We start from the raw sequence: 18,262 nt of genomic DNA on the forward strand, positions 1-18,262 counted from the left end.
GCGATCAATCCCCGGCGTCGGCGATCGGCGCGGGCGGGGCGCGGCGGCGCGGCCGCTGCAGCGCGAGGGGGACGAGCGACAGCAGGATCAGCCCGGCGGAGACCAGGAAGATCAGGTGGATCGACTGCAGGAAGCCGCTCGCGACCGTGACCGGACCGTGCATCACGGTGCCGCCGGTGAGGATCACCTCGAGCGCGCTGCGCGGCACGACGGTCGACATGATCAGGAGGGTGAGTCCGAGGCTCACCGTCGCGCCGGTGTTGAGGAAGGTCGTGCCGACGCCGCTGGCCACGCCCCGGCGGCTCGGAGGGACGGCGGTCATCATCGTCGCCCGGTTCGGCGCGGCGAACAGTCCCATCCCCGTGCCGACGAGCACGAGCGGGGCGGCGAGCTGCACGAACGAGTCGTTCGAGCCGATCGTCGATAACCAGACGAAACCGCCCGCCGAGACGAGCAGCCCGGCGATCAGGAACCACTTCGGCCCGAAGCGGTCGGAGAGGAACCCGCTCACGGGGCCGAACGTGGCCAGCGCGGCCGAGACGGGGATCAGGAAGAGGCCCGCCGTGAACGGATCGAGGTAGCGCGGCGGGCCCTGCAGGTAGAAGACGAGCACGAAGAGGAACGCGCCGCGCGCGAGAGAATTGAGCAGCGTCGCGATCGAGGACGTCGCAAAGATACGGTTGCGGAAGAGGCTCAGGTCCAGCATCGGGGAGGCGACCCGGGACTCGACCCAGGCGAACACGGGAAGGAGCGCGACCCCCACCGCCACGAGCGCGATCGCGACGGGAGCCGAGACATCCGCGAGCGCGCCGAGGGTGACCCCCAGCAGCAGGAGGGTGAGCGCGCCGGCGAAGACGATGTTGCCGATCCAATCGATCCGGGGCGTCGCCTCGCGGGGAGCGAGCTCCTTCAGGTCGACGCGGGCCCGCAGCGTCGCGATCAGTCCGATCGGGACGTTGACGAAGAAGATCCACCGCCAGCCGATGGTGGAGGTGATGACCCCGCCGAGCACCAGGCCGGCGACCGCGCCGACGACGATCGAGATCTGGTTGATGCCGAGCGCGCGGCCCCGCTCGTTCGGCGGAAAGGCGTCCGTGATGATCGCCGCCGAGTTCGAGAACAGGAAGCCCGCGCCGATCGCCTGGACGAGCCGGAACAGGACGAGCTCGAGGCCGGTCTGGGAGAGGCCGCAGACCAATGAGCCGGCCGTGAAGATCGCGAAACCGAGCACGTAGAGTCGGACCCGGCCGAACATGTCGCTGAGCCGACCGAAGTTGAGCAGGACCACCGCGGTGAGCAGGGAGTAGCCGAGCAGGATCCACAGCAGCGTCGTCGCGCTGGTGCCCGGCAACTGCCGGCCGATCGTGGGCAGCGAGATCAGCACGATGTTGGTGTCGATCGCCGCCATCAGCGTGGCGAGCGTCGTGTTGGAGAGGACCACCCACTTGTACTTCATCGGGGACCTCGGCGCCCGCGGGCCGGCCCGGGGTGGGCCGGTGCGGGCGACGGCGAGCGCGACACCCTGATCTCGCTCAGCCGAGCGGAGAGGCCTGCGACTGATACGACGCGATCTCGCTGGAGAGCCGGTCCACGTACTCGCGGAACATCTGGAGGACATTGCGCGAGGTGATGACCCCGAGCACCCGGTCCCCGGCCCGCACGACCATCCGGCGGATGCCGCGCTCGGCCATCGTGGCGATCACCTCGTCGGTGGGGGTCTCCGGTGCGCAGGAGTCGACCGACGCGGTCATGATCGCGCGGACGGGCGTCTGCGCGGCATCGAGCCCCGGGGCGACGATCTTCGCGAGGAAGTCCCACTCGGTGACGATCCCGGCGATCGCGCCGGCGCGCACGAGCACGGCGTAGCCCTTGTGGCGCTCGACCATCGAACGCGCGCACGCCAGCGCGTCGGCGTCGACGTCGACCGTGAGCACCGACGGGTCCATGATGTCCTTGGCGACCTGCACCATCGCACGCGGGAGGTCCCCGACATTAATACGGTCGGCGCGTCGGCGGTCGAGGAGCCCTACGTCGCGCGAGCTACCGGAGCTGCCGATCGATACCGCGCTGCTGCGCGGCTTCCGCTTCGACTGCCGGCCCGATTGCGGTCTCTGCTGTTACGCGAGCCCTCGCATCGAAGCGCGGGAGCGTCCTCAGCTCCTGGCGATCGCGCCGGAGGCCGAGTTCCGGGGCAGCCCCGCGGATGGGTTCCTCGCCGCGCGCCCGCTCGGCGGTGCGTGCCAGTTCCTTCGGGAGCTCCGGTGCGCGGTTCATTCCGCACGGCCGAGCGCGTGCCGCGAGTTCCCGATCACCGTGCACGTGGGGCTCCGCTTGCAAGCGACGGTGGTCCTCGGCTGTCCCGGTCTGGACCTCACGGGCTTGCTGGCGTATCGGACGTCGCAGTCGCGCGACGAGCCGGTCGGGCTCGCGGAAGAGCTCGCGGCCGCCCGGGCCCGGGCGGCGTGGGCCCGCCCCGACCGGCTCCGCGTCGGCGCGCGCGACCATCGACGGATCGTCCGAACCCTCGTGCGCGACGGCCGTTGGACGGACGAACAGGAGGTGCGCGCGCGACTGCGCGGTCGGCTGCCCTGGCCGGAAGCAGGGAACTTTCCGGTCCCCGAGCCACCTCCGGCCGACGAAGGGCTCGAGGGACTGCCCCTCTTCTTCGACGGGCGGCCCGGTCCGGTCGCGATCGCCGCGGCGCTCGGCGGTTGGGAGCTGCTGGAGCTGCGAGCGGCCGGCGGCATCGAGCGCTCGCTCGGTGTGATCCCGGCCCCGGATCGGCCGCCGCCGCTCCACGCCACGGGCCGGGAGCTCCTCGAGGCGTACCTCCGCTACTGGCTCGAGCGGGACGCGCTGTTCGGGACGGCACTGCTCGCGGCCGCGCAGGCCGGTGACGGAAGCGTCGAAGAATGGGTGGCCGAAGACCTTCGGGCGATCGGCGCGCTCGTGCTCGCCCGGGCGGACGTGCGGGCGCGCGGGCGGCGGGGGGACCCCGGTCCGCTCACGGCCGACGACATCGCCGACGGCATCCGCGCGAGCGACCTCGAGCTGCTCGACCGGCCGACCTGGGGCGACCGGCTCTAGCGGGGGGCTCACGCCTACGGGTCGTCCGGCGGCGGGAAGTGCACGCCGAGCGACGACTCCAGCTCGGCTACGAGCTTCACGGTGTGCTCCGGTCGCCAGCGCGACGGCGACGGCTCCTCCGGATCGGCCCACGTGCGAGGCGGCGACGCCCCGATCTCGGCCCGGTACCGATCCCGCCAGGCCGGCGGCACCGGATCGGTGCCCGCGGGCGGCTTCGCGTCCGCGAGCAACAGCCCGGCCCGCGCGAGCACCCGGGCCACCGCGTCCGGCCGATAGCCTCCGCCTCCGGTGACGAGGAGGCGGCCCTGGCAGAGCTCGCGCGCGAGCTCGATCGTGCTGGCGTCGATCTCGGCATAGGCGTCCGGGGAGTACTGCAGGTGAGCGAGCGCGTCGCCGAGGTGGCCGTCCACGCCGTGCTGGAGCACGATCACCTCCGGACGGAACGATCGCAGGAGCGGGGGCACCACCCGGTGGAAGAGCGGCAGGAGCGCCTCGTCGCCCGAAAGCGGCGCGAGCGGGAGGTTCGCCTTGAGGCCGGCGCCGTCGCCGGTCCCGGACTCCCGGGGGAAGCCGGTCCCGGGGAACAGCGTGCGGCCGTCCTGGTGGAAGTCGATGTCGAGGACACGACCCGAGGCATAGAAGCCGTACATCACGCCGTCGCCGTGATGGGCATCGATGTCGAGGTAGGCGACCCGGCGACCGGCGGCGACGGCGGTCGCGATCGCGACGGCCACGTCGTTGAAGATGCAGAATCCGCTCGCGCGCTCGGGATGCGCGTGGTGGAGTCCGCCGGCCGGGTGGAACGCGGGGCGATCGTGATGCAGCACCCAGTCGAGGGCCCGTTCCGCGCCGCTGACGATCCGACCCGCCTCCTCGTAGCAACCCGGGAACGACGGCGTGTCGCCGGCATCGAGCGCGACCGTTGTCTCCTCTCCGCTCGCTCGCTCCACGAAATCGAGGTACGCGGCGTCGTGGAACCGCTCGAGGACCTCGCGCGAGGCGGGCGAGACCGCCCGCATCCAATCGACCGGCGGCGCGGCACGCTCGGCGAGCGTCGTCTCGAGGAGGTCGACCGCGAGCGCGCGACTGCGCTCGCTGAACGGGTGGTCGGGGCCGAGGTCGTAGTGTCGGAAACGGGGATCCCAGACCACCGTCAGGGCCGGTTCGGTCAGCGTGCCTCCCGATCAGGGGCCGCGCGCGCGCGGTCCGCGAGGCCCGCGCACCGGCCGCGTGTCCGCCGACCGCGCGCGACGGTCCCTCCCGGCGCGACAACGTCGGGCGGGATAATAGTCCGCTGCCGTCCCCGGCGCCACCGTTAACTGGCGGGAGCGGTCGGGGGGCCGGGCATCGGCATGGCGATCGAGGACGAGGTCTCCGCCAACGCGGTCAAGGTCTACAAGGCGATGAAGGAGATGGGGACGATCTCGGAAGAGAAGATGGGCACCGCCGAGCGGATCACCCAGAGCGTGCGCCTGCCCAAGACCATGGTCCTGAACGCGCTCCAGGAGCTGCAGGGGAAGGGCTTCGCCCGGCGGAAGGTCCGGGAGAAGGCAGCGGGTTACTACCTCACCCGCTAGCCGGGTCGTCGTTCGGCCGCGCCGTCCCGCGCGCGCCCCAGACCTTTTCGAGCAGGCGGCTCGTGGAACGCAGGGTGACCTCGGTCACCGCGCTGACACGAGCGACCTCGGCGCGGGAGCGGTGCTCGGTGTTCTGGTCGGCCGCCAGATAGATCAGCGCGGCGACGAGCCCGTGGGGCGACAGGCCCGAGAGCTCGGGATCGTCCCGGGTCTCGTCCAGCATCGACTCGACCGCCGAGCGGACCCGCGGCGAGAGCGCGAGCTCCTCGGCATAGCGCTGCAGGAACGCCTTCGTTCCGACCGACGGGACGATCAGGCCGATGCCCCGCTGGATGACCTTGAACGTCCGTCCGACCTCCGAGCGCTTCGCGCTCACCGCCTCCGCGACCTCGCCGAGGGTCCGGGGAACGGAGAATCGGCGGCACGCCGTGTACACCGCAGCGCCGACGCTCGCGGGCAGACTGCGGCCCCGGAAGAGGCCCTGGCGGCGGGACTCGCGGTAGATCTGCTCGGCTTCGGCTCGGACGACCGGCGGAAGCCCGAGCCGTTCGGACGCAAGCCCGATCTCGTTGCGCGCGGGAGAGCGATCCGCGGGCCCGTCCGGCGTGCGGGCGGTCTGTCGCTGCATGACGCGCTTGAGGTGCTGGAACTCGTAGCGTCGGTGCCAGTCGAGGCGACGGCCCTGGCCGTCCCGTGCGATCGACAGCGTGGAGCCGAGCGCGCGCTTGGAGTTCCCAGGGGCCACGAACGGACCGATGCCGCGTCCGCTCCCCTCCGTGCCCCCGATCTCGGGGGTGGGGGGGGCAGTGGCCACCAGCGCGTTCGAGTCGAAGACCAGGCCGCACTCCGCGCAGTGGGTCTCGGCCCGGACGGGGTCCTGGATCCGGTGAGCGCTGCCGCACATGGGGCAGGCCGGGCTCGCCGGCGGGCTGCCGCCGGCCGCCGTTTCCGCGGGCGTGACAGACCTTGTCACGGTTACTCTAGGATGCATCACACCTAATACGTCTGACCCCTCCTCGGCCCCGGTGGGGGAACGGGGTCCGCGGGGCCGCCTGAGCGAGCCAAGCCTTTTCCTCGACTTCCGTCTCCCGCGGTTCCGTGCGTACTTGGCTCCTCGTCACCGGCATTGCCATCACGGTCGTGGGGATCGGGGTCCTCGTGGCGGCGTTCAGCATCACGCCGGGGCCCTCCGGATCCACGCTCCAGCACGTCAGCGTTCCGGATCTGGGGGCGCACCAGCTGAGCGTCCAGGTGATCTCGAGCGCGCTCGTCTCCTCAGCCTCCGTCGTCTTCAGCTGGTCGGCGAACCAGTCCTTGCAGGTCGCGATCTACGTCGGGGCGCCCTGCTCGCCCGGAAACGCGACGCTGTGCCCGAGCGGACCGGCGCAGGCCGTCTGGTGGAGCACGACCGGCGGGTGGACCTACACCGGGGCGGTGACCAACCCCTGGCTCCTCAAGGTCTACAACCCGAACGCGACCGTCGCGATCTTCAACGCCACCCTGGTGGAGTCCTATCCGGCGACCGGCTCGTCCGGTCCGGCCTGGACCCTGCTCGTCCTGCTCCTCGGCTCCCTGTTCCTGCTCGGCATCGGCGCGCTCGCGCTGTTCCTCGGGCTCTTCCTGCGCGGCGGTGTCTACGGTGGCGGCCGTCCGCCCGTCCCGCCGCCGGACGCGGGCATCCTCGACGACGGTCTGGACGACGATCTCGATGCGGGTCCGGGGGAACTGGACGACGCCCCGGAGATCGATCGCTGAGGCGCGAGCGGTCCTACTGACCCCAGAACGGGTGGGCCGGGCGGTGGATCCGCGCGACCTCCTCGAGGATCTCCGACTCGCGGGGCGTGAGCTCCTGACCCCGCAGCACGCGGGCCACCGACTCCGGTATCGAGACCAGCAGCTGATCGCCCTCGCGCACGTTGCGGCCGACCACGGCGCCGTCGATCGACGCGGCCAGCTCGGCGTTCTCCTCGGCCTGGGGTACCGAATCACCGTCCTTCTGCAGCGCCTTGAGGACGCCGATCTCCGTGCCGTCCGGCTTCATGAGGCGCACGCCCGGACGGATCGTGCCCCCGACGACGCGGATCCCGACGATCGCCGGCTTCGACGCCCGGAAGATGAAGCCGGCGAGGATCTCGATCTTCGCCGGATGCGCGAGCTCGAGCCGGCGCTGTGCCCGGAGCTCCCGCAGCCGCTCGTCGCGCCAGCGGCTGTACTCGTCGATCAGGCGGTACATCACGTCGCTGCGGAAGACGCGGACCGCGCCGGCCTCTCCCTCCGGCTGGGCGTCAGGAAGGACCGCGACGTTGAAGGCGAGGACCGCCCGATGCGACGGGTCCTTGACGTCCGCGACGCGCATGATCGTGGGGCGCGACACCGGACCCACCGACGCCTCGTGGACCGGGATCTTGTTCTCCCGGCACTCGAAGGCGAGGGCCTCGAGTCCGCCGAGCGCGTCCGCGCAGAGCGCGACCCCGCTCTCCGCCAGCTCCGCCACCGGCTGGGCCTCCTGCGCGAGCTCGGAGCGGGCCGCCGCGGCGTCCTCCTCGCTGCGGACGACCTTCAATAGGCCACCGGGCATCGCGTCCTCGACTCCCGGCGCGGCGAGGTAGACCCCGGCGGCGGCCACGACCTCCTCGAGCGAGCGCAACTTCACCTGCTTGGAGGCGGTGCCCGGCTTGAGGGGCACCGGCCGGTAGATCCCCCGCACCCGGGTCGAGAACGGCTCGCTGCGGCCGGTGACGACGATCTCGTCGCCGACCGCGAGGCGCCCCTTGTAGACGATCACGTTGCCGACGGGGCCGACGCCCTTCTGGTCGCTCCGCTCCAGGATGGTCGCCTCCCCGCCTCCCGTGACGAGCGCGAGCTCTTCCTTCAGGAACCGCTGGGAGAGACCCACGAGGAGCGCGATCAGCTCCGGGACGCCGACGCCGGTCTTGGCCGAGACCGGCACGAGCCCCACGTTGCGCGTGAAGTCGCTCACCCGATCGTACCGCTCGCCCGAGAAGCCGAGCTGGTCGAGCTGCTCGGCGATCGCGTAGAGCCGCTGGTCGAGCGTCTTCGAGAACTCCGGCGACTTCGCGATCTGCTCGGTGAGGTGCACCGGCCCCGCCGGCTTGCGCCAACCGCTGAGCAGGTCGATCTTGGTCAGCGCGATCGCGAACGGCGTCTTCTCGTGGCGCAGGATCTGGATCGACTCGCGGGTCTGGGGCATCACGCCTTCGCGCACATCGATCACCAGGATCGCGAGGTCGGCGAGCGCGCCGCCGCGGCGACGCAGGGTCTCGAACGAGCGGTGGCCCGGCGTGTCGACGAACAGTAGGCCGGGGACCGACAGCTGCTCGGTACGCAGGATCCCCTCGCAGAGGCGGCGCACCGTCGCCCCCGGGACCTCGATCGCACCGATGTGCTGGGTGATCCCGCCGGCCTCCTTCGAGGCGCGCACGCTCCCGGCGATCCGGTCGAGCAGGGTCGTCTTGCCGTGGTCGACGTGCCCCAGCAGTGAGACGATCGGCTCGCGCAGCTCCGACACGCTCGCACGACCGGCGGCGAGCGTTTAGGATTTGTGCGCGCCCGATCCGGCGGTCGACGCCAGGCTCGCGGCGAGCCGTTCTGCCGCCGTCTCGGGGGAGACCGGGTTCACCGGCAGCTCCCCGGCGAGCTCGAAGCCGTCCGGCCGGACCAGCCGGGGGACCACCTCGATGTGCCAGTGGAACGGCGCGCCGAGGCGCTCGGGCAGGCCGTGCGCGCACCAGTTGAACGAGGCTCCCGGCACGACCGCGTCGAGCGCGCGCAGGAGCGCGGGCAACCGCTCGGCGAGCGCGTCGACCTCCGCCTCGGTCGCCTGGGCCAACGACGGCCGGTGGACCCGCGGGACGATGCGCATCTCGTAGGGGTGCTCCGAGCCGAAGGGAGCGACCGTGGTGAAGTGCTCGTCTTCGACGATCACGCGGCGAGCCTCGGTCCGCTCCGCGCGCGTGGTCGCCTCCAGGGGGCAGTCGTCCCCGCCTCCCGAGGAGCCCGGGCCGAACCGGGCCGCCTCCTCCTCGAGCCGCCGCGGGCGCTGCTCGGTCGCCACCAGCTGGGCGTGCGGGTGCCAGAGCGTCCCGCCGGACTCCGGCCCCCAGTTCTCGAACAGGACCGCGCCGGCGATGTCCGAGCGCGACTCGAGCAGGCGCAGGCGCTCGCGGTACATCCGGAAGAGCGACCGACGCGCCGCGGCATCCAGGTACGGCATCCCCGGCGCGTGGCGGGGGCTCTCGATCACCACTTCGTGGACCCCGCGAGCGGCAGCCCGCTGAAACGGCGCCCGGCTCAGAGGGCGCGCGGGGCTCAGGTCGACCGTCGGAAACTTGTTCGGGATCACTCGGATGGACCAGCCGGGCCCGTCGGGCCGGGAGCCTGTCGGTCGCAGGGCAGCGAGCTCGGGCGGAGTCCGGGCCTCGTGCCCCTCACAGAACGGGCAGTCCAGATCGTCGATCTGGACGGGGGCCGGGGCCGAGTGCTCGTTGGGTCGGGCGCCACGGCCCTCGGCGATGATCGTCCAGCGACCCGTGAACGGGTCCCGTCGCAGCTCCGACATCGCGGTCGAGCGGAGGAGGCCGGGTCTATTGAGCCCGCGCCCCGGGATCGGCCCCGGGCGACCGTTCGTTCGCGGGCGCGAAGTGGTCGAGCGACGCTTGGCGCTGCGTTCGCTCCGACAGGTGCTCGGTTCGCACCGAGACGGTGCGGACCGAGCGGCCCCTCCGGGCCTGCTCCGACGCCCACAGCTCCCGTCCGAGGCGCAGCGATGCCGCGACGAGCGGCTCGGGACCCTCGTGGGCGGCGCCGAGGGACCGGCTGCGCTGGGATCGCTGGAAATCCGCCCAGCGGAACGCGACCCCGACCGTCGCGTAGCGAAGCCCTTCGCTCTCGAGGCTTGATGCGAGGTCGACCGCGAGCGGCCGCAGGGCGTCGGCGAGCTCGCTCCAGGTCGTGGCGTCCCGAGCGAACGTGCGGTCGGTGGAGCGCGACCGCGGCCCGGAATCCACCTCCGTGGGATCGGTCGCCTCGCCCCGGGCGAGCAATACGAGGTCGCGTGCGAAGCCGCCGGCGCTCGATCGCAGCTCGGAGGGGCGCCGGGACGCTAGCTCGCCGATCGTCGTCACTCCGGCCGCTCGCAGGCGGGCCTCGGTCTTCGGCCCGACGCCGGGGATAGCGCGGACCGGCAGCGGGGCGAGGTAGCGCGCCTCCTCGCCCGCCCGCACCACCTGGATCCCGCCCGGTTTCGCGCGATCGCTGGCGATCTTGGCGACCACACGGCTCGTCGCGACGCCGATCGAGGCTGGCAGGTGGAGCTCGTCGGCGAGGGCCCGCTGGATCGTCAGCGCGAGGCAGCGGGCCGTCTCGGCATCTGCCACGTCGAGGCGGACGGCCGCCTCGTCGATGCTCAGCGGCAGCACCTCGGGCGAGAAGCGTCGGAGGAGCGTCCGGACCTCCTCGGCGACGCGGCCGTACTTGGCGAAGTCGGCCGGTACCCAGATCGCGTTCGGGCAGAGCCGGGCCGCTTGCGCCACGGGCTGGGCGCTGTGGACGCCGAAGGCCCGCGCTTCGTAGCTCGCCGAGAGGACGACCCCCCGCGTCGGCGCGGCGGCCGGGGACGGCCCGACGATCACCGGTTGACCGAGGAGCTCGGGCCGGTCCCGGCTCTCGCAGGCGACGTAGTAGGCATCGAGGTCGACGTACAGTGTCCAGTGCATGGCACGGCGCGGCCCGAGAGGCCGATGAGGGCTTGCCGCTTGCGCCCCCCCGGGCTACGGGGCGCCGAAGTCGACCGCCTTCGCGTCAACGGCGATCCCCCCCGGGCCGATCGCGTAGGGCTGCACCGTGCGCGCATGCGCCGTCCGGCGCATCTTGAGGATCCGCAGCGACAGGCCGATGCGGTGGCCGTCGGCGCCGCTGCTGTAGCCGAGGACGAGGACGCCGTCCGAGACGTACTCACTGAGCCCGTCCCGGCTCACCTCGGGGTGACGCGGGTCCGCCTCCGCCGTGAGGACCGCGGTCGCACCGGCCTTGCGGCAGGCACCGGCGAGCGCGAAGAGCGTCGCGCGTCGGTTCGGCTCGTCGTCGCTCAGCATGTTGAGCAGCGAGACCGAGTCGACGACCAGCCGTTGCGCGCCGAGCTTCGCGAGCTCCTCGCCGAGCTCCCCCTGCACGCGGTGGAGGCTCTGGCGCGTCTCGCGCGGGTCGAGCCGGACGACCTTGAGGGTCCCCGCGTCGACCGCGGCGTCCACCGGCCAGCGGAACTGCCGTGCGGTTTCGAGCAGCTGCGGGATATCCTCTTCGAGGGAGAGAAAGACGCCCTTCTCCCCGGCCCGCGCGCCGGCCAGGAGGAACTGCAGGCCAAAGCAGGTCTTGCCCGTGCCGGGGAGTCCGGTGACCAGCACCACGTGGCCCTTGGGGAACCCTCCGCCGAGCATCTCGTCCAGCCCGCCGATGCCGGTCGGCACCCGCGGACGCGCCGACTCAGACCCGCTCATACTGCGTCGTCACCAACCCGCTCTTCGAGTTCACCTGGATCACGAACCGGCCCTGGTGCTCGACCGGCAGGCGGGCGAGCACCGGCATGAACTTCTCGATCAGCATCGCGCGCTGCCGGTGGCTCGAGGTCGCGCTGGCGAGCCAGCTGAAGTGCAGCACGCCGTCGACCGAGTCGAGCACCGCCTGTTCGACCGGTGCCGGGGCCACCCCCTCGGACAGCACCACGTAGACGAGGCCGCCCCACTCCTTGGCCCTCCGCCGCAGCCCCTTGAGGAGCGCGAGCACGTCCGATGACTCGACCCCGCGCCGGACCAACAGGTCGGTGAGGGAGTCGAGGATGACGAGCTGGTTCCCCTCGATGCCGTCGATCGCGTCGGCGAGCGCCCGCAGCGGTCCCTCGGTGGGGGGCGCGGGCGCGGTCGTGGCGGCGAGCAGCGGCCGGGGCACGCTCGACCACGAGGCCGGCACGACCGTGTCGGCAAAGTAGGCGCTCGAGAGGTCGCCGAAGATGAGGTGACGGTCGAGCACGGTAGAGTAGACGCCGTCGAAGGCGCCCCGCATCTCGCCGATCATCTGCTCGCGCGATCGGCTCGTGCTGAGATAGATCACCGACTGGGGGTAGGAGAACGGGCCCTTCGCCTGGCCGAGGAAGAAGCGGTGGAGCCGCGGGTCGTCCCAGCGCAGCATGAGGTGGACGGCCGAGGTGAGCGCGAACTCCTGGTGGCCCGCGCCGGCGGTTCCGAACAGGAGGACGACCGACCCGGCGGGCAGCCCGCCGGTCAGGTAGTCGAAGTCGGGCACCCCGGTCGGCACGCGCGCGACGCCCCCGCTCAGCTCGGGAGGACGGAACGGGCGCGAGGAGCGCACCGGGATCACGAACGGTCGAGGAGAATCGGTCGCCATGGAGGCCGGGATCGACGCGGCTCGAGCCCGCGGTTGAGTATTAGTAGGCTATCCTGCACCCGCGGCCGACGACGTCCGGCGCGCCCCGTCCTTGAGGTACTCGCGCAGCAGCACGGTCGCGTAGGCGCCCTTCGGCAGGGCGAAGCGGAACCGCACCGCCCCCTCCTCTCCCGCGAGTCCCATCGGCGGCGCCGGCACGACGATCGGTCGGTACGTCCCCCGACTGGCGAGCTCGGGCGCCGCCCGGACCGCGAACTGCGCGCGCTCGATCCCCTCCTCCGCGAGGATCCGTTCGAGCAGGCGACCCGCCTCCCCCACGGATGGCGGCGAGTCGAAGCCGACGATCGGGCCACCGACCCGCGCGCCCCCCCGGCGGACGAGTTCGGCGCACTCGGCCCGGTTATCCGCCTCGACGGGCACGGAATCGTTTCCCCGGATCGTGCCATCGCGGCCGATCCGGAGGATCCGGTCGCCCTCGACGGGTCCGTCGAGCGGCAGGCCGCCGGCCCGGCGGTCAGAGAGCCACCGATTGAAGATCCACGACTGATAGGCATGCACGAAGAGCGTCCGCAGATCCCGCGAGAGCGCGCGCAGGGCGCGCTCGGGGGAATGCCCCCGCGCGAGGTGCTCGAGCAGGCGATGCTCGAACCGGTAGGTCGCCGGGAACTCTCGGAGCGCACGGGCCGGATCGTGGTGCTCGGCGAACGCCACGCGGGCCGCGTCGCCCGGGCCGGGCTCGCCCTCCACCGGGCGCTCCGCCAGATAGACGTCGACCGCGCGCGCCAGATCTCCCCGAACGATCCAGCGCCCGACCTCGTGGGTGACCGGCCGCACCTCTCCAAAGCGCTGGGGCCCGAAAAAGTTCGGGAATCCCGGGCCCTCCCGCAGGCTCCGTTCGGTGCGCCGAAACGACTCGAGGGCCGCCTCGGTCCCCCGAGCGAGCTCGGAGACGACGATGTCGAACGCGTTCCCGTAGTGGTGCCCGAGCACGAGGCCGTCGCGTGCCCGGTACCAGCCCCGGAGCTCGACATCGCGCAGCCCGAAATCGGTCTCGGGGGGTGGGCCTCGATAGGAGAACAGCCGCTGGGAGACCGCGCGCCGGTCCTTCGTGCCGGACCAGTGGACCGAGCCCGGCGCGAGGTGGAGGCGGCGGGCCACCGCCTCCGCGAGCTCGTGTTGCTCCCAGTCCCGGCTGGCGAGCGTGAGGACGACGTAGCTGCCCTCGGGGTCCGGCAGCGGATGGCTCGAGATCTCCGTGACCCGGAACGCCTCGGCCGACGCCTTCAGCGCCCCGACGACGCCGGGAGTGTCGGTAGCGTAGAAGCCGAGACCGAGCCGTTCTTCCCGCTCGGGGGGCCGCCAGGCGCCCTCCGCCACAGCGCGCGCGAGCGCGGCCGACATTAATTAGTCAAGGGGCGGTGCAGGACGCCGTCGAAGGCGGCGGATGATCCTCGCAACGGCCCGCGTGCTGAGGAACGTCATCGAGATCAAGGTCGGGGACGCGCTCTGGGAGTGCCGGCCCGTCCAGTCGGAGCAGCAGGGTGTCGGCGCCGCCGTGGCGGCGCTGTTCTCCACCGAGTACCACACGTTCCTGCCCGGCCGCCCGGCCGAGGTCCACTCGACGGTCACCTACCTGCGCAAGAACGACGAGATCCGGATCCAGGTGGGCGACCAGCGCTGGCGCACGGTCTCCCAGCCGCTCGGCCCGATGACGGTTGACTACAACGGGGTGCACCTCACCATCAACGAGCGCCTCACCGGCCGCTTCGGCATCCTGCGCGGGAACGAGTCCGTCGCGACCGTGCAGCTCGGCTTCCGCTCCTGCCGGCTCGAGGGCTATCCGAGCGAGCTCGAGCCGTTCTTCGCGAACCTCGCGCTCGGCTACGTGATCCGCACGCTCACTTGGGAGACGTTCTTCGCGTGAGCTCCGCGCCGTCCCATCGGCGGGGCGGCGCGGGGACGGCCGCCCGCGTGCTGCGCGCGAGCGTCGGGTGCCGGTGGCCCGCGCTGTGGGGCAGTCGGAACAGGTGGAACGGGATCGGCGCGAGCATCAGGCCGCCGACGATCACGATGAGCGCGGCGAGCGAGTAGGTGAGGTGGACCCCCCAGGTCGCGTACAGCCAGCCCCCGAGCAGGGTCCCGATGAGGCCGCCGGCGCCCGCCACCGCGCTATAAAGGCCGAGCGCCCGACCGCGCGCCGAGCGGCCCACGAGCCGCACGAGGAACAGCGTGCTCGCCGTGCTGATGAACGCCCAGGTGACGCCGAGCAGCCCGTTGAGCAGCGTGAGCCAGCCGAGGAGCGCCGGACTGCCGAGCCCGAAGAGGACGTAGAGCGGACCCCACAGGAACAGCAGCATCAGCCCGACGCGCCCGGCCAGCGAGCCGAGGAAGATCCGCTTGGGAGAGTGCGTGTCGACCGCCCGGCCCGAGTGGAAGAACAGCGCCGTCGAGGCGACCGCCGCGCCCAGGTAGACGATGAAGACGCCGGCGTCGGTGAAGTGAGCGTTGCGCCAGAGGAAGACCGGGAACGGGCCGTAGAAGATGTCGAAGCCCGCGCTCATCACCCCGAGCGCGGCGAGGAAGAGGTACTCCTTGCCCGGGAGCTTCTGCGCGCTCGAGCGGGTCAGGTCGATGATGCCGACGACGCGGGTGCGGATCTGTCGCACGCGTTCGGTCACTCCCGGATGGAGATGGATGAGGTCGGAAACGCTGCGACGCTCGATGCGATCGTTCGGCTCCTCGATCCAGGCCCAGGCGATGCCCGCGGACAGCAGGGCGAGCGCGCCCGAGAGCAGCAGCAGCGCCGTCATCGCCGCGATGACGTTCTCGTTGACCCCGATCACGAAGAGCCAGACGAAGCCGAGCGCGAGGCCCGCCGTCGACCCGAGGCCCGAGATCAGACCGAAGAAGCCGATGTCGGTCGGCCACCAGCGCTTGTGGCGGGTCTCGAGCAGGAGCATCGTCCCGATCGGGGCGCTCGCCGCCGACGCGAGGCCCTCCGCGATGTTCAGCCAGAAGTAGGTGAGGATGTCGCGGGCGAGGGCGATCGCGATGATGCTGACACCGGTCGCGAGGAACGACGCCACGAGGAAGTACTTGCGGTGCGCGACCCGGTCGGACAGGTTCCCCCACAGGATCGTGAACGGTACCTGGCTCATCGCGGAGGCCGCGATGATGATCGTCACCGCGAACGCGCTCGCCGAGAACTTCTGGAGCGCGAGGAGGGGGATCAGCGGGGTCGCGATCCCGTCGGAGATCGCGAGCGGCAGGTAGGCCAGGAACCACAGGTCGCTCGTCGACGGCCGGATCGGGACATGCGCCTTGATGTCCATGCGCGGACGCCGAGAACCTCGGGGTGGCAGGGGATTGCCGGGGTCCGAGGGATAAAGGCGGCGTTCCTCGCGAACCCGGGCGCGGTCCGTGCGCCGACCGGGCGAGCGGGCGCGTTCGACGACCTACTTCGCCGGCACCCCGAGCGTCCCGAGCAACACCCGGTGCTCGGCCGCCGAGATCCACTCGACCTTGAGGTAGTCGCGCAGGAATCGATCCGACACGCCGAGCTCGCGCGCTTCGTCCACCACGAGCCGGTACGCCTCGATCTCCGTCCAGCGGTCCACGTAGCGGACGCCGGGCTCCCACAGGTTCGCGCCGCCGCGACGCTGCCGCACGTGGCAGAGCTCGTGGTAGATGTCCATGAACAGCACGAGCGCGGGGCTGTCGCGGAGGTGACTCTGGCCGACGACGATGCAATCGGAGCCCGGCGCGACGACCGGCCGCCAGCGCCCTTTGAACTGGGGCGGCAGGTCCCACGGCGCGACGTACATCCACATGTCGGCGTCGACCACCTCGATGCACGTGTCCTCGAACATGCGCTCGCGCCTCGCGGGGTCCGGCTCGAGGCGGCGAGCGATCGGCAGCGCTTCGAGACCGGGGAACGCGGCGAGGAGCGGATGCCGCCCGACCGGGAGGTCCCGGACGATCCGGAACCCCTTCGGAGGGTCGGGCTCCGGCTCCGGCGGGGGTTTCGACTTGGCGCGCGGCATCGCGGCGGGTCGAAGAGACCTCACAGATAACCTCCGCGCCCGATCGCCCGTTCGGTGACATGGGAGCACCCCTTTTCGGTTGGAGCGCCTCCCTGATGCGTGCGCTCCTCTCCTGCGACGATGACGCTGGTCCGCGGGCTGCGCGTCGGCCAGGTCGAGACACCCGACGGCACGAGCGGCGTCACGGTGACACTGTTCGTGCCTCCCGCACCCGTCGTGGTCGATGTGCGCGGGGGAGCGTCGGCCACCTTCGACATCGCCTCTCTGGGCCTCGACGCCACCTTCGGCCGACGCTGGGCGGTCTTCTTCGCCGGCGGCAGTCTCTTCGGCCTGGACGCCGCGCGCGGTGTACGGGTGCGTATCGCCGAGACCGGTGGGGGCCAGAGCGCTTTCGGGAACCCGAACCCCGTGATCCCGATCTCGGGGGCGGCCCTGTTCGACCTGCCCCGTCGTTCGGGCCCGGTCCCGGACTATCTGCCCCTCGGCTACGAGGCAGCTCGCCGCGCCGGCCGGGCGCCCGTGGCGTGCGGCCGAGTCGGCGCGGGCGCGGGGGCGACCGTGGGAAAGTACCTCGGACGGGCGCGCGCGATGCTCGGCGGGATCGGCTCGGCCGCGCGGCGGATAGGTCGGCTCGGTGCCGTGGGCGCGCTGGTCGCCGCCAACCCGGTCGGCGCCGTGCGCGATCCGTCCAACGGCCGCTGGCTGGCCGGCGCGCGCGGTCCGCGAGGAGAGATCCAGCCGCCGATCGAGCGCGCCCGCGGTCGGGATCGACCGACCGGCACGACCCTCGCGCTCGTCGCAGTGGAGTTATCCGTCGGCCGAGCGGCGCTGCAACGGATCGCTGCGATGGCGCATGCGGGCCTCGCCTCCGCAATCCACCCGTTCCACAGCTCGACGGACGGGGACGCGGTGTTCGTGGCGTCGACGGGCGTCGTGCGGCGTTCGCCGAGGGAGGAGCGGCCCGGGGAGCTCGCGGACCGCCTGGGCACGGCGGCGTCGGAGCTCGCCGTCGCAGCGCTGCTCGATGCGATCCGGGCCGCGAACCGCTCCGCCCGTCGTTAGCCGGTCGCGCGGCGACGCAGCGGTGTCCCTCGAAGCCCGCGGATCAGGTCGGTCTTCGTGGCGATGCCGATCGGCTCACCACGACGGGCGACGAGGACCGCCGGGTACCGTCCGAAGAGTCCGGGGAGGAGCTCGGCCGGGAACGCCTCGTCCACGACCGGGTAGGCGCTCTCGAGGATGTCGCCCACCCGGGTCCGCTTCGCCCCGGGCAGCGCGAGGGCTCGCAGGAGTCCCGCCTCGCTCACCGAGCCGACGACCCGCCCCTCCTCGACGACGGGTAACTGGGAGAACGCCCCGCTCTCGAGACGGTGCGCGGCCGTCGCGAGGGTGGCGGTGGAATCGATCGTCACGAGCTCGCGGTTCATGATGTCCGCGACGGTCAGTCGCGGCGTCCGCGTCCCTTCGTGCATCTCGAGATAGGCGAGGATCCGCTGTACGAGCTCGTAGGAGGGTCGGATCTGGCCCCGCTCGATGCGCGAAAGGGTCGCGGTGCTGCGCCCGACGGCCCGCGAAAGCTCACCCAGCGAGACCCCGAGGGCCGTGCGGCGTTTGCGGACCTCGGTGAGTTCGTCCATGGCATCGCCCCAGGTCCGACCGGACCGACGGGGGCCGCTCGGCCGTACCGCGGTCCGCCGATATCCTTTCCCGGAGGCGGTCGGATAACTCGCCGCGCCGCCTCCCTCGTTCCCGGCGCTGAAATTCCCCGAAGGGTACAAGTTCCCGGACCGCTTCCCGGTGGGCGAGACCATGAACGCGCCGTCCCGGCAGATCTCGTGGATCAGCCCGCCGCCCGAGGTCTGCACGCTGTGCAAGGAGCCGCTCGGCAACCCGGCCGAGACCAGCTCCTGGAACGGCAGCCCGGCCCACCGCGACTGCGTCCGGGTCCATCTGCTGCAGCGGGACCCCGCGTTCCGGGAGACCGGCGAGGGGACCGACGCGCCCGAGGAGGGCGCCGACCAGTTCGACGGCATCCTGCCCCGGGACGATGACGACGCGGACTTCGAGTGAGCCGGATCTGTCGCTTCCGGCGCTTCGCAACCGATAAAAAGGGGGCATTCGTGCTCGCTGCGATTC

At 72.0% G+C, this 18,262-nt stretch carries 19 protein-coding genes; 6 read left to right on the forward strand and 13 right to left on the reverse strand.

Features of this window, described 5'->3' with window-relative positions; all coding sequences use genetic code 11:
* Nucleotides 1-4: 4 nt before the first annotated feature.
* Together VEL82_05970 and VEL82_05975 are read right to left on the reverse strand one after the other, a co-directional pair.
* Entirely contained in the window at nucleotides 5-1,456 is a 1,452-nt protein-coding gene (locus tag VEL82_05970; protein HXW67403.1) for an MFS transporter, read from the reverse strand.
* Between the two features lie 76 nt (nucleotides 1,457-1,532).
* Nucleotides 1,533-1,970 (reverse strand): CBS domain-containing protein, encoded by a 438-nt coding sequence (locus VEL82_05975; GenBank protein ID HXW67404.1) that lies wholly within the window; start codon nucleotides 1,968-1,970, stop codon nucleotides 1,533-1,535.
* Between VEL82_05975 and VEL82_05980 the strand changes: the two genes are divergently transcribed.
* Nucleotides 1,945-3,087: a YkgJ family cysteine cluster protein gene (locus VEL82_05980; GenBank protein HXW67405.1), complete on the forward strand. Its 1,143-nt coding sequence runs from the start codon at nucleotides 1,945-1,947 to the stop codon at nucleotides 3,085-3,087. The two genes, VEL82_05975 and VEL82_05980, sit on opposite strands and share 26 nt — an antisense overlap.
* A gap of 14 nt (nucleotides 3,088-3,101) precedes the next feature.
* On the opposite strand, the gene VEL82_05985 is transcribed toward VEL82_05980, so the two are convergent.
* Nucleotides 3,102-4,238, reverse strand: coding sequence for an acetoin utilization protein AcuC (locus tag VEL82_05985; protein HXW67406.1), 1,137 nt, complete (start codon nucleotides 4,236-4,238; stop codon nucleotides 3,102-3,104).
* A gap of 201 nt (nucleotides 4,239-4,439) precedes the next feature.
* Between VEL82_05985 and VEL82_05990 the strand changes: the two genes are divergently transcribed.
* The gene (locus VEL82_05990) at nucleotides 4,440-4,664 is read left to right on the forward strand and encodes a transcriptional regulator (protein HXW67407.1); all 225 of its coding nucleotides are present in this window, start codon (nucleotides 4,440-4,442) and stop codon (nucleotides 4,662-4,664) included.
* Here the strand turns inward: VEL82_05990 and VEL82_05995 are convergent.
* On the reverse strand, nucleotides 4,654-5,568 hold the full coding sequence (locus VEL82_05995) for a transcription initiation factor IIB family protein (GenBank protein ID HXW67408.1): 915 nt from the start codon (nucleotides 5,566-5,568) through the stop codon (nucleotides 4,654-4,656). The genes VEL82_05990 and VEL82_05995 overlap by 11 nt on opposite strands.
* Nucleotides 5,569-5,762: 194 nt before the next feature.
* On the opposite strand from VEL82_05995, the gene VEL82_06000 reads away from it, so the two are divergent.
* Complete coding sequence (locus VEL82_06000; GenBank protein HXW67409.1) at nucleotides 5,763-6,419, forward strand: hypothetical protein; 657 nt, start codon at nucleotides 5,763-5,765, stop codon at nucleotides 6,417-6,419.
* A 13-nt stretch (nucleotides 6,420-6,432) separates the two neighbouring features.
* Here the strand turns inward: VEL82_06000 and infB are convergent, their stop codons facing one another.
* From infB to truD, 6 genes are read right to left on the reverse strand one after another with little or no spacing between them, the layout of a single operon-like run.
* The gene (gene infB / locus VEL82_06005) at nucleotides 6,433-8,193 is read right to left on the reverse strand and encodes a translation initiation factor IF-2 (GenBank protein ID HXW67410.1); all 1,761 of its coding nucleotides are present in this window, start codon (nucleotides 8,191-8,193) and stop codon (nucleotides 6,433-6,435) included.
* 24 nt (nucleotides 8,194-8,217) lie between these two features.
* The gene (locus VEL82_06010; protein ID HXW67411.1) at nucleotides 8,218-9,243 is read right to left on the reverse strand and encodes a DUF4931 domain-containing protein; all 1,026 of its coding nucleotides are present in this window, start codon (nucleotides 9,241-9,243) and stop codon (nucleotides 8,218-8,220) included.
* Nucleotides 9,244-9,268: 25 nt separating this feature from the next.
* Nucleotides 9,269-10,399 (reverse strand): DNA polymerase IV, encoded by a 1,131-nt coding sequence (locus tag VEL82_06015; protein HXW67412.1) that lies wholly within the window; start codon nucleotides 10,397-10,399, stop codon nucleotides 9,269-9,271.
* Between the two features lie 54 nt (nucleotides 10,400-10,453).
* The gene (locus VEL82_06020; protein HXW67413.1) at nucleotides 10,454-11,179 is read right to left on the reverse strand and encodes an ATPase domain-containing protein; all 726 of its coding nucleotides are present in this window, start codon (nucleotides 11,177-11,179) and stop codon (nucleotides 10,454-10,456) included.
* On the reverse strand, nucleotides 11,166-12,083 hold the full coding sequence (locus VEL82_06025; protein HXW67414.1) for a hypothetical protein: 918 nt from the start codon (nucleotides 12,081-12,083) through the stop codon (nucleotides 11,166-11,168). Before VEL82_06025 ends, VEL82_06020 begins: the two co-directional genes overlap by 14 nt.
* Nucleotides 12,084-12,131: 48 nt before the next feature.
* A complete protein-coding gene (gene truD / locus VEL82_06030) occupies nucleotides 12,132-13,484 on the reverse strand; it encodes a tRNA pseudouridine(13) synthase TruD (GenBank protein ID HXW67415.1) in 1,353 nt (450 codons plus the stop codon).
* A gap of 43 nt (nucleotides 13,485-13,527) precedes the next feature.
* On the opposite strand from truD, the gene VEL82_06035 reads away from it, so the two are divergent.
* A complete protein-coding gene (locus VEL82_06035; GenBank protein ID HXW67416.1) occupies nucleotides 13,528-14,007 on the forward strand; it encodes a hypothetical protein in 480 nt (159 codons plus the stop codon).
* Here VEL82_06035 and VEL82_06040 read toward each other — a convergent pair.
* Nucleotides 13,982-15,415, reverse strand: coding sequence for an MFS transporter (locus tag VEL82_06040; GenBank protein HXW67417.1), 1,434 nt, complete (start codon nucleotides 15,413-15,415; stop codon nucleotides 13,982-13,984). The two genes, VEL82_06035 and VEL82_06040, sit on opposite strands and share 26 nt — an antisense overlap.
* Before the next feature lie 123 nt (nucleotides 15,416-15,538).
* Nucleotides 15,539-16,126 carry a hypothetical protein gene (locus VEL82_06045; GenBank protein HXW67418.1) on the reverse strand — a complete coding sequence of 196 codons (588 nt, stop codon included), beginning with the start codon at nucleotides 16,124-16,126 and terminating at the stop codon, nucleotides 15,539-15,541.
* A gap of 99 nt (nucleotides 16,127-16,225) precedes the next feature.
* On the opposite strand from VEL82_06045, the gene VEL82_06050 reads away from it, so the two are divergent.
* Nucleotides 16,226-17,188 (forward strand): P1 family peptidase, encoded by a 963-nt coding sequence (locus VEL82_06050; protein ID HXW67419.1) that lies wholly within the window; start codon nucleotides 16,226-16,228, stop codon nucleotides 17,186-17,188.
* Here VEL82_06050 and VEL82_06055 read toward each other — a convergent pair.
* On the reverse strand, nucleotides 17,185-17,763 hold the full coding sequence (locus VEL82_06055; protein HXW67420.1) for a CBS domain-containing protein: 579 nt from the start codon (nucleotides 17,761-17,763) through the stop codon (nucleotides 17,185-17,187). The genes VEL82_06050 and VEL82_06055 overlap by 4 nt on opposite strands.
* Before the next feature lie 160 nt (nucleotides 17,764-17,923).
* On the opposite strand from VEL82_06055, the gene VEL82_06060 reads away from it, so the two are divergent.
* The gene (locus VEL82_06060; GenBank protein ID HXW67421.1) at nucleotides 17,924-18,196 is read left to right on the forward strand and encodes a hypothetical protein; all 273 of its coding nucleotides are present in this window, start codon (nucleotides 17,924-17,926) and stop codon (nucleotides 18,194-18,196) included.
* The last annotated feature ends 66 nt before the right edge of the window (nucleotides 18,197-18,262 follow it).

The organism is Thermoplasmata archaeon (assembly GCA_035622275.1).
Lineage (GTDB): Archaea > Thermoplasmatota > Thermoplasmata > Lutacidiplasmatales > UBA184 > Lutacidiplasma.

Excerpts from the sequence above, each read along its gene's own strand:
- VEL82_05995 (HXW67408.1), bottom strand. The coding sequence starts at position 5,568 with ATGTGCGGCAGCGCTCACCGGATCCAGGACCCCGTCCGGGCCGAGACC.
- VEL82_06045 (HXW67418.1), bottom strand. The coding sequence starts at position 16,126 with ATGCCGCGCGCCAAGTCGAAACCCCCGCCGGAGCCGGAGCCCGACCCT.
- VEL82_06025 (HXW67414.1), bottom strand. The coding sequence starts at position 12,083 with ATGGCGACCGATTCTCCTCGACCGTTCGTGATCCCGGTGCGCTCCTCG.
- VEL82_05990 (HXW67407.1), top strand. The coding sequence starts at position 4,440 with ATGGCGATCGAGGACGAGGTCTCCGCCAACGCGGTCAAGGTCTACAAG.
- VEL82_05980 (HXW67405.1), top strand. The coding sequence starts at position 1,945 with ATGATGTCCTTGGCGACCTGCACCATCGCACGCGGGAGGTCCCCGACA.
- truD (HXW67415.1), bottom strand. The coding sequence starts at position 13,484 with ATGTCGGCCGCGCTCGCGCGCGCTGTGGCGGAGGGCGCCTGGCGGCCC.
- VEL82_06020 (HXW67413.1), bottom strand. The coding sequence starts at position 11,179 with ATGAGCGGGTCTGAGTCGGCGCGTCCGCGGGTGCCGACCGGCATCGGC.
- VEL82_06055 (HXW67420.1), bottom strand. The coding sequence starts at position 17,763 with ATGGACGAACTCACCGAGGTCCGCAAACGCCGCACGGCCCTCGGGGTC.
- VEL82_06015 (HXW67412.1), bottom strand. The coding sequence starts at position 10,399 with ATGCACTGGACACTGTACGTCGACCTCGATGCCTACTACGTCGCCTGC.
- VEL82_05970 (HXW67403.1), bottom strand. The coding sequence starts at position 1,456 with ATGAAGTACAAGTGGGTGGTCCTCTCCAACACGACGCTCGCCACGCTG.
- VEL82_06035 (HXW67416.1), top strand. The coding sequence starts at position 13,528 with ATGATCCTCGCAACGGCCCGCGTGCTGAGGAACGTCATCGAGATCAAG.
- VEL82_06010 (HXW67411.1), bottom strand. The coding sequence starts at position 9,243 with ATGTCGGAGCTGCGACGGGACCCGTTCACGGGTCGCTGGACGATCATC.
- VEL82_06040 (HXW67417.1), bottom strand. The coding sequence starts at position 15,415 with ATGGACATCAAGGCGCATGTCCCGATCCGGCCGTCGACGAGCGACCTG.
- VEL82_05975 (HXW67404.1), bottom strand. The coding sequence starts at position 1,970 with ATGGTGCAGGTCGCCAAGGACATCATGGACCCGTCGGTGCTCACGGTC.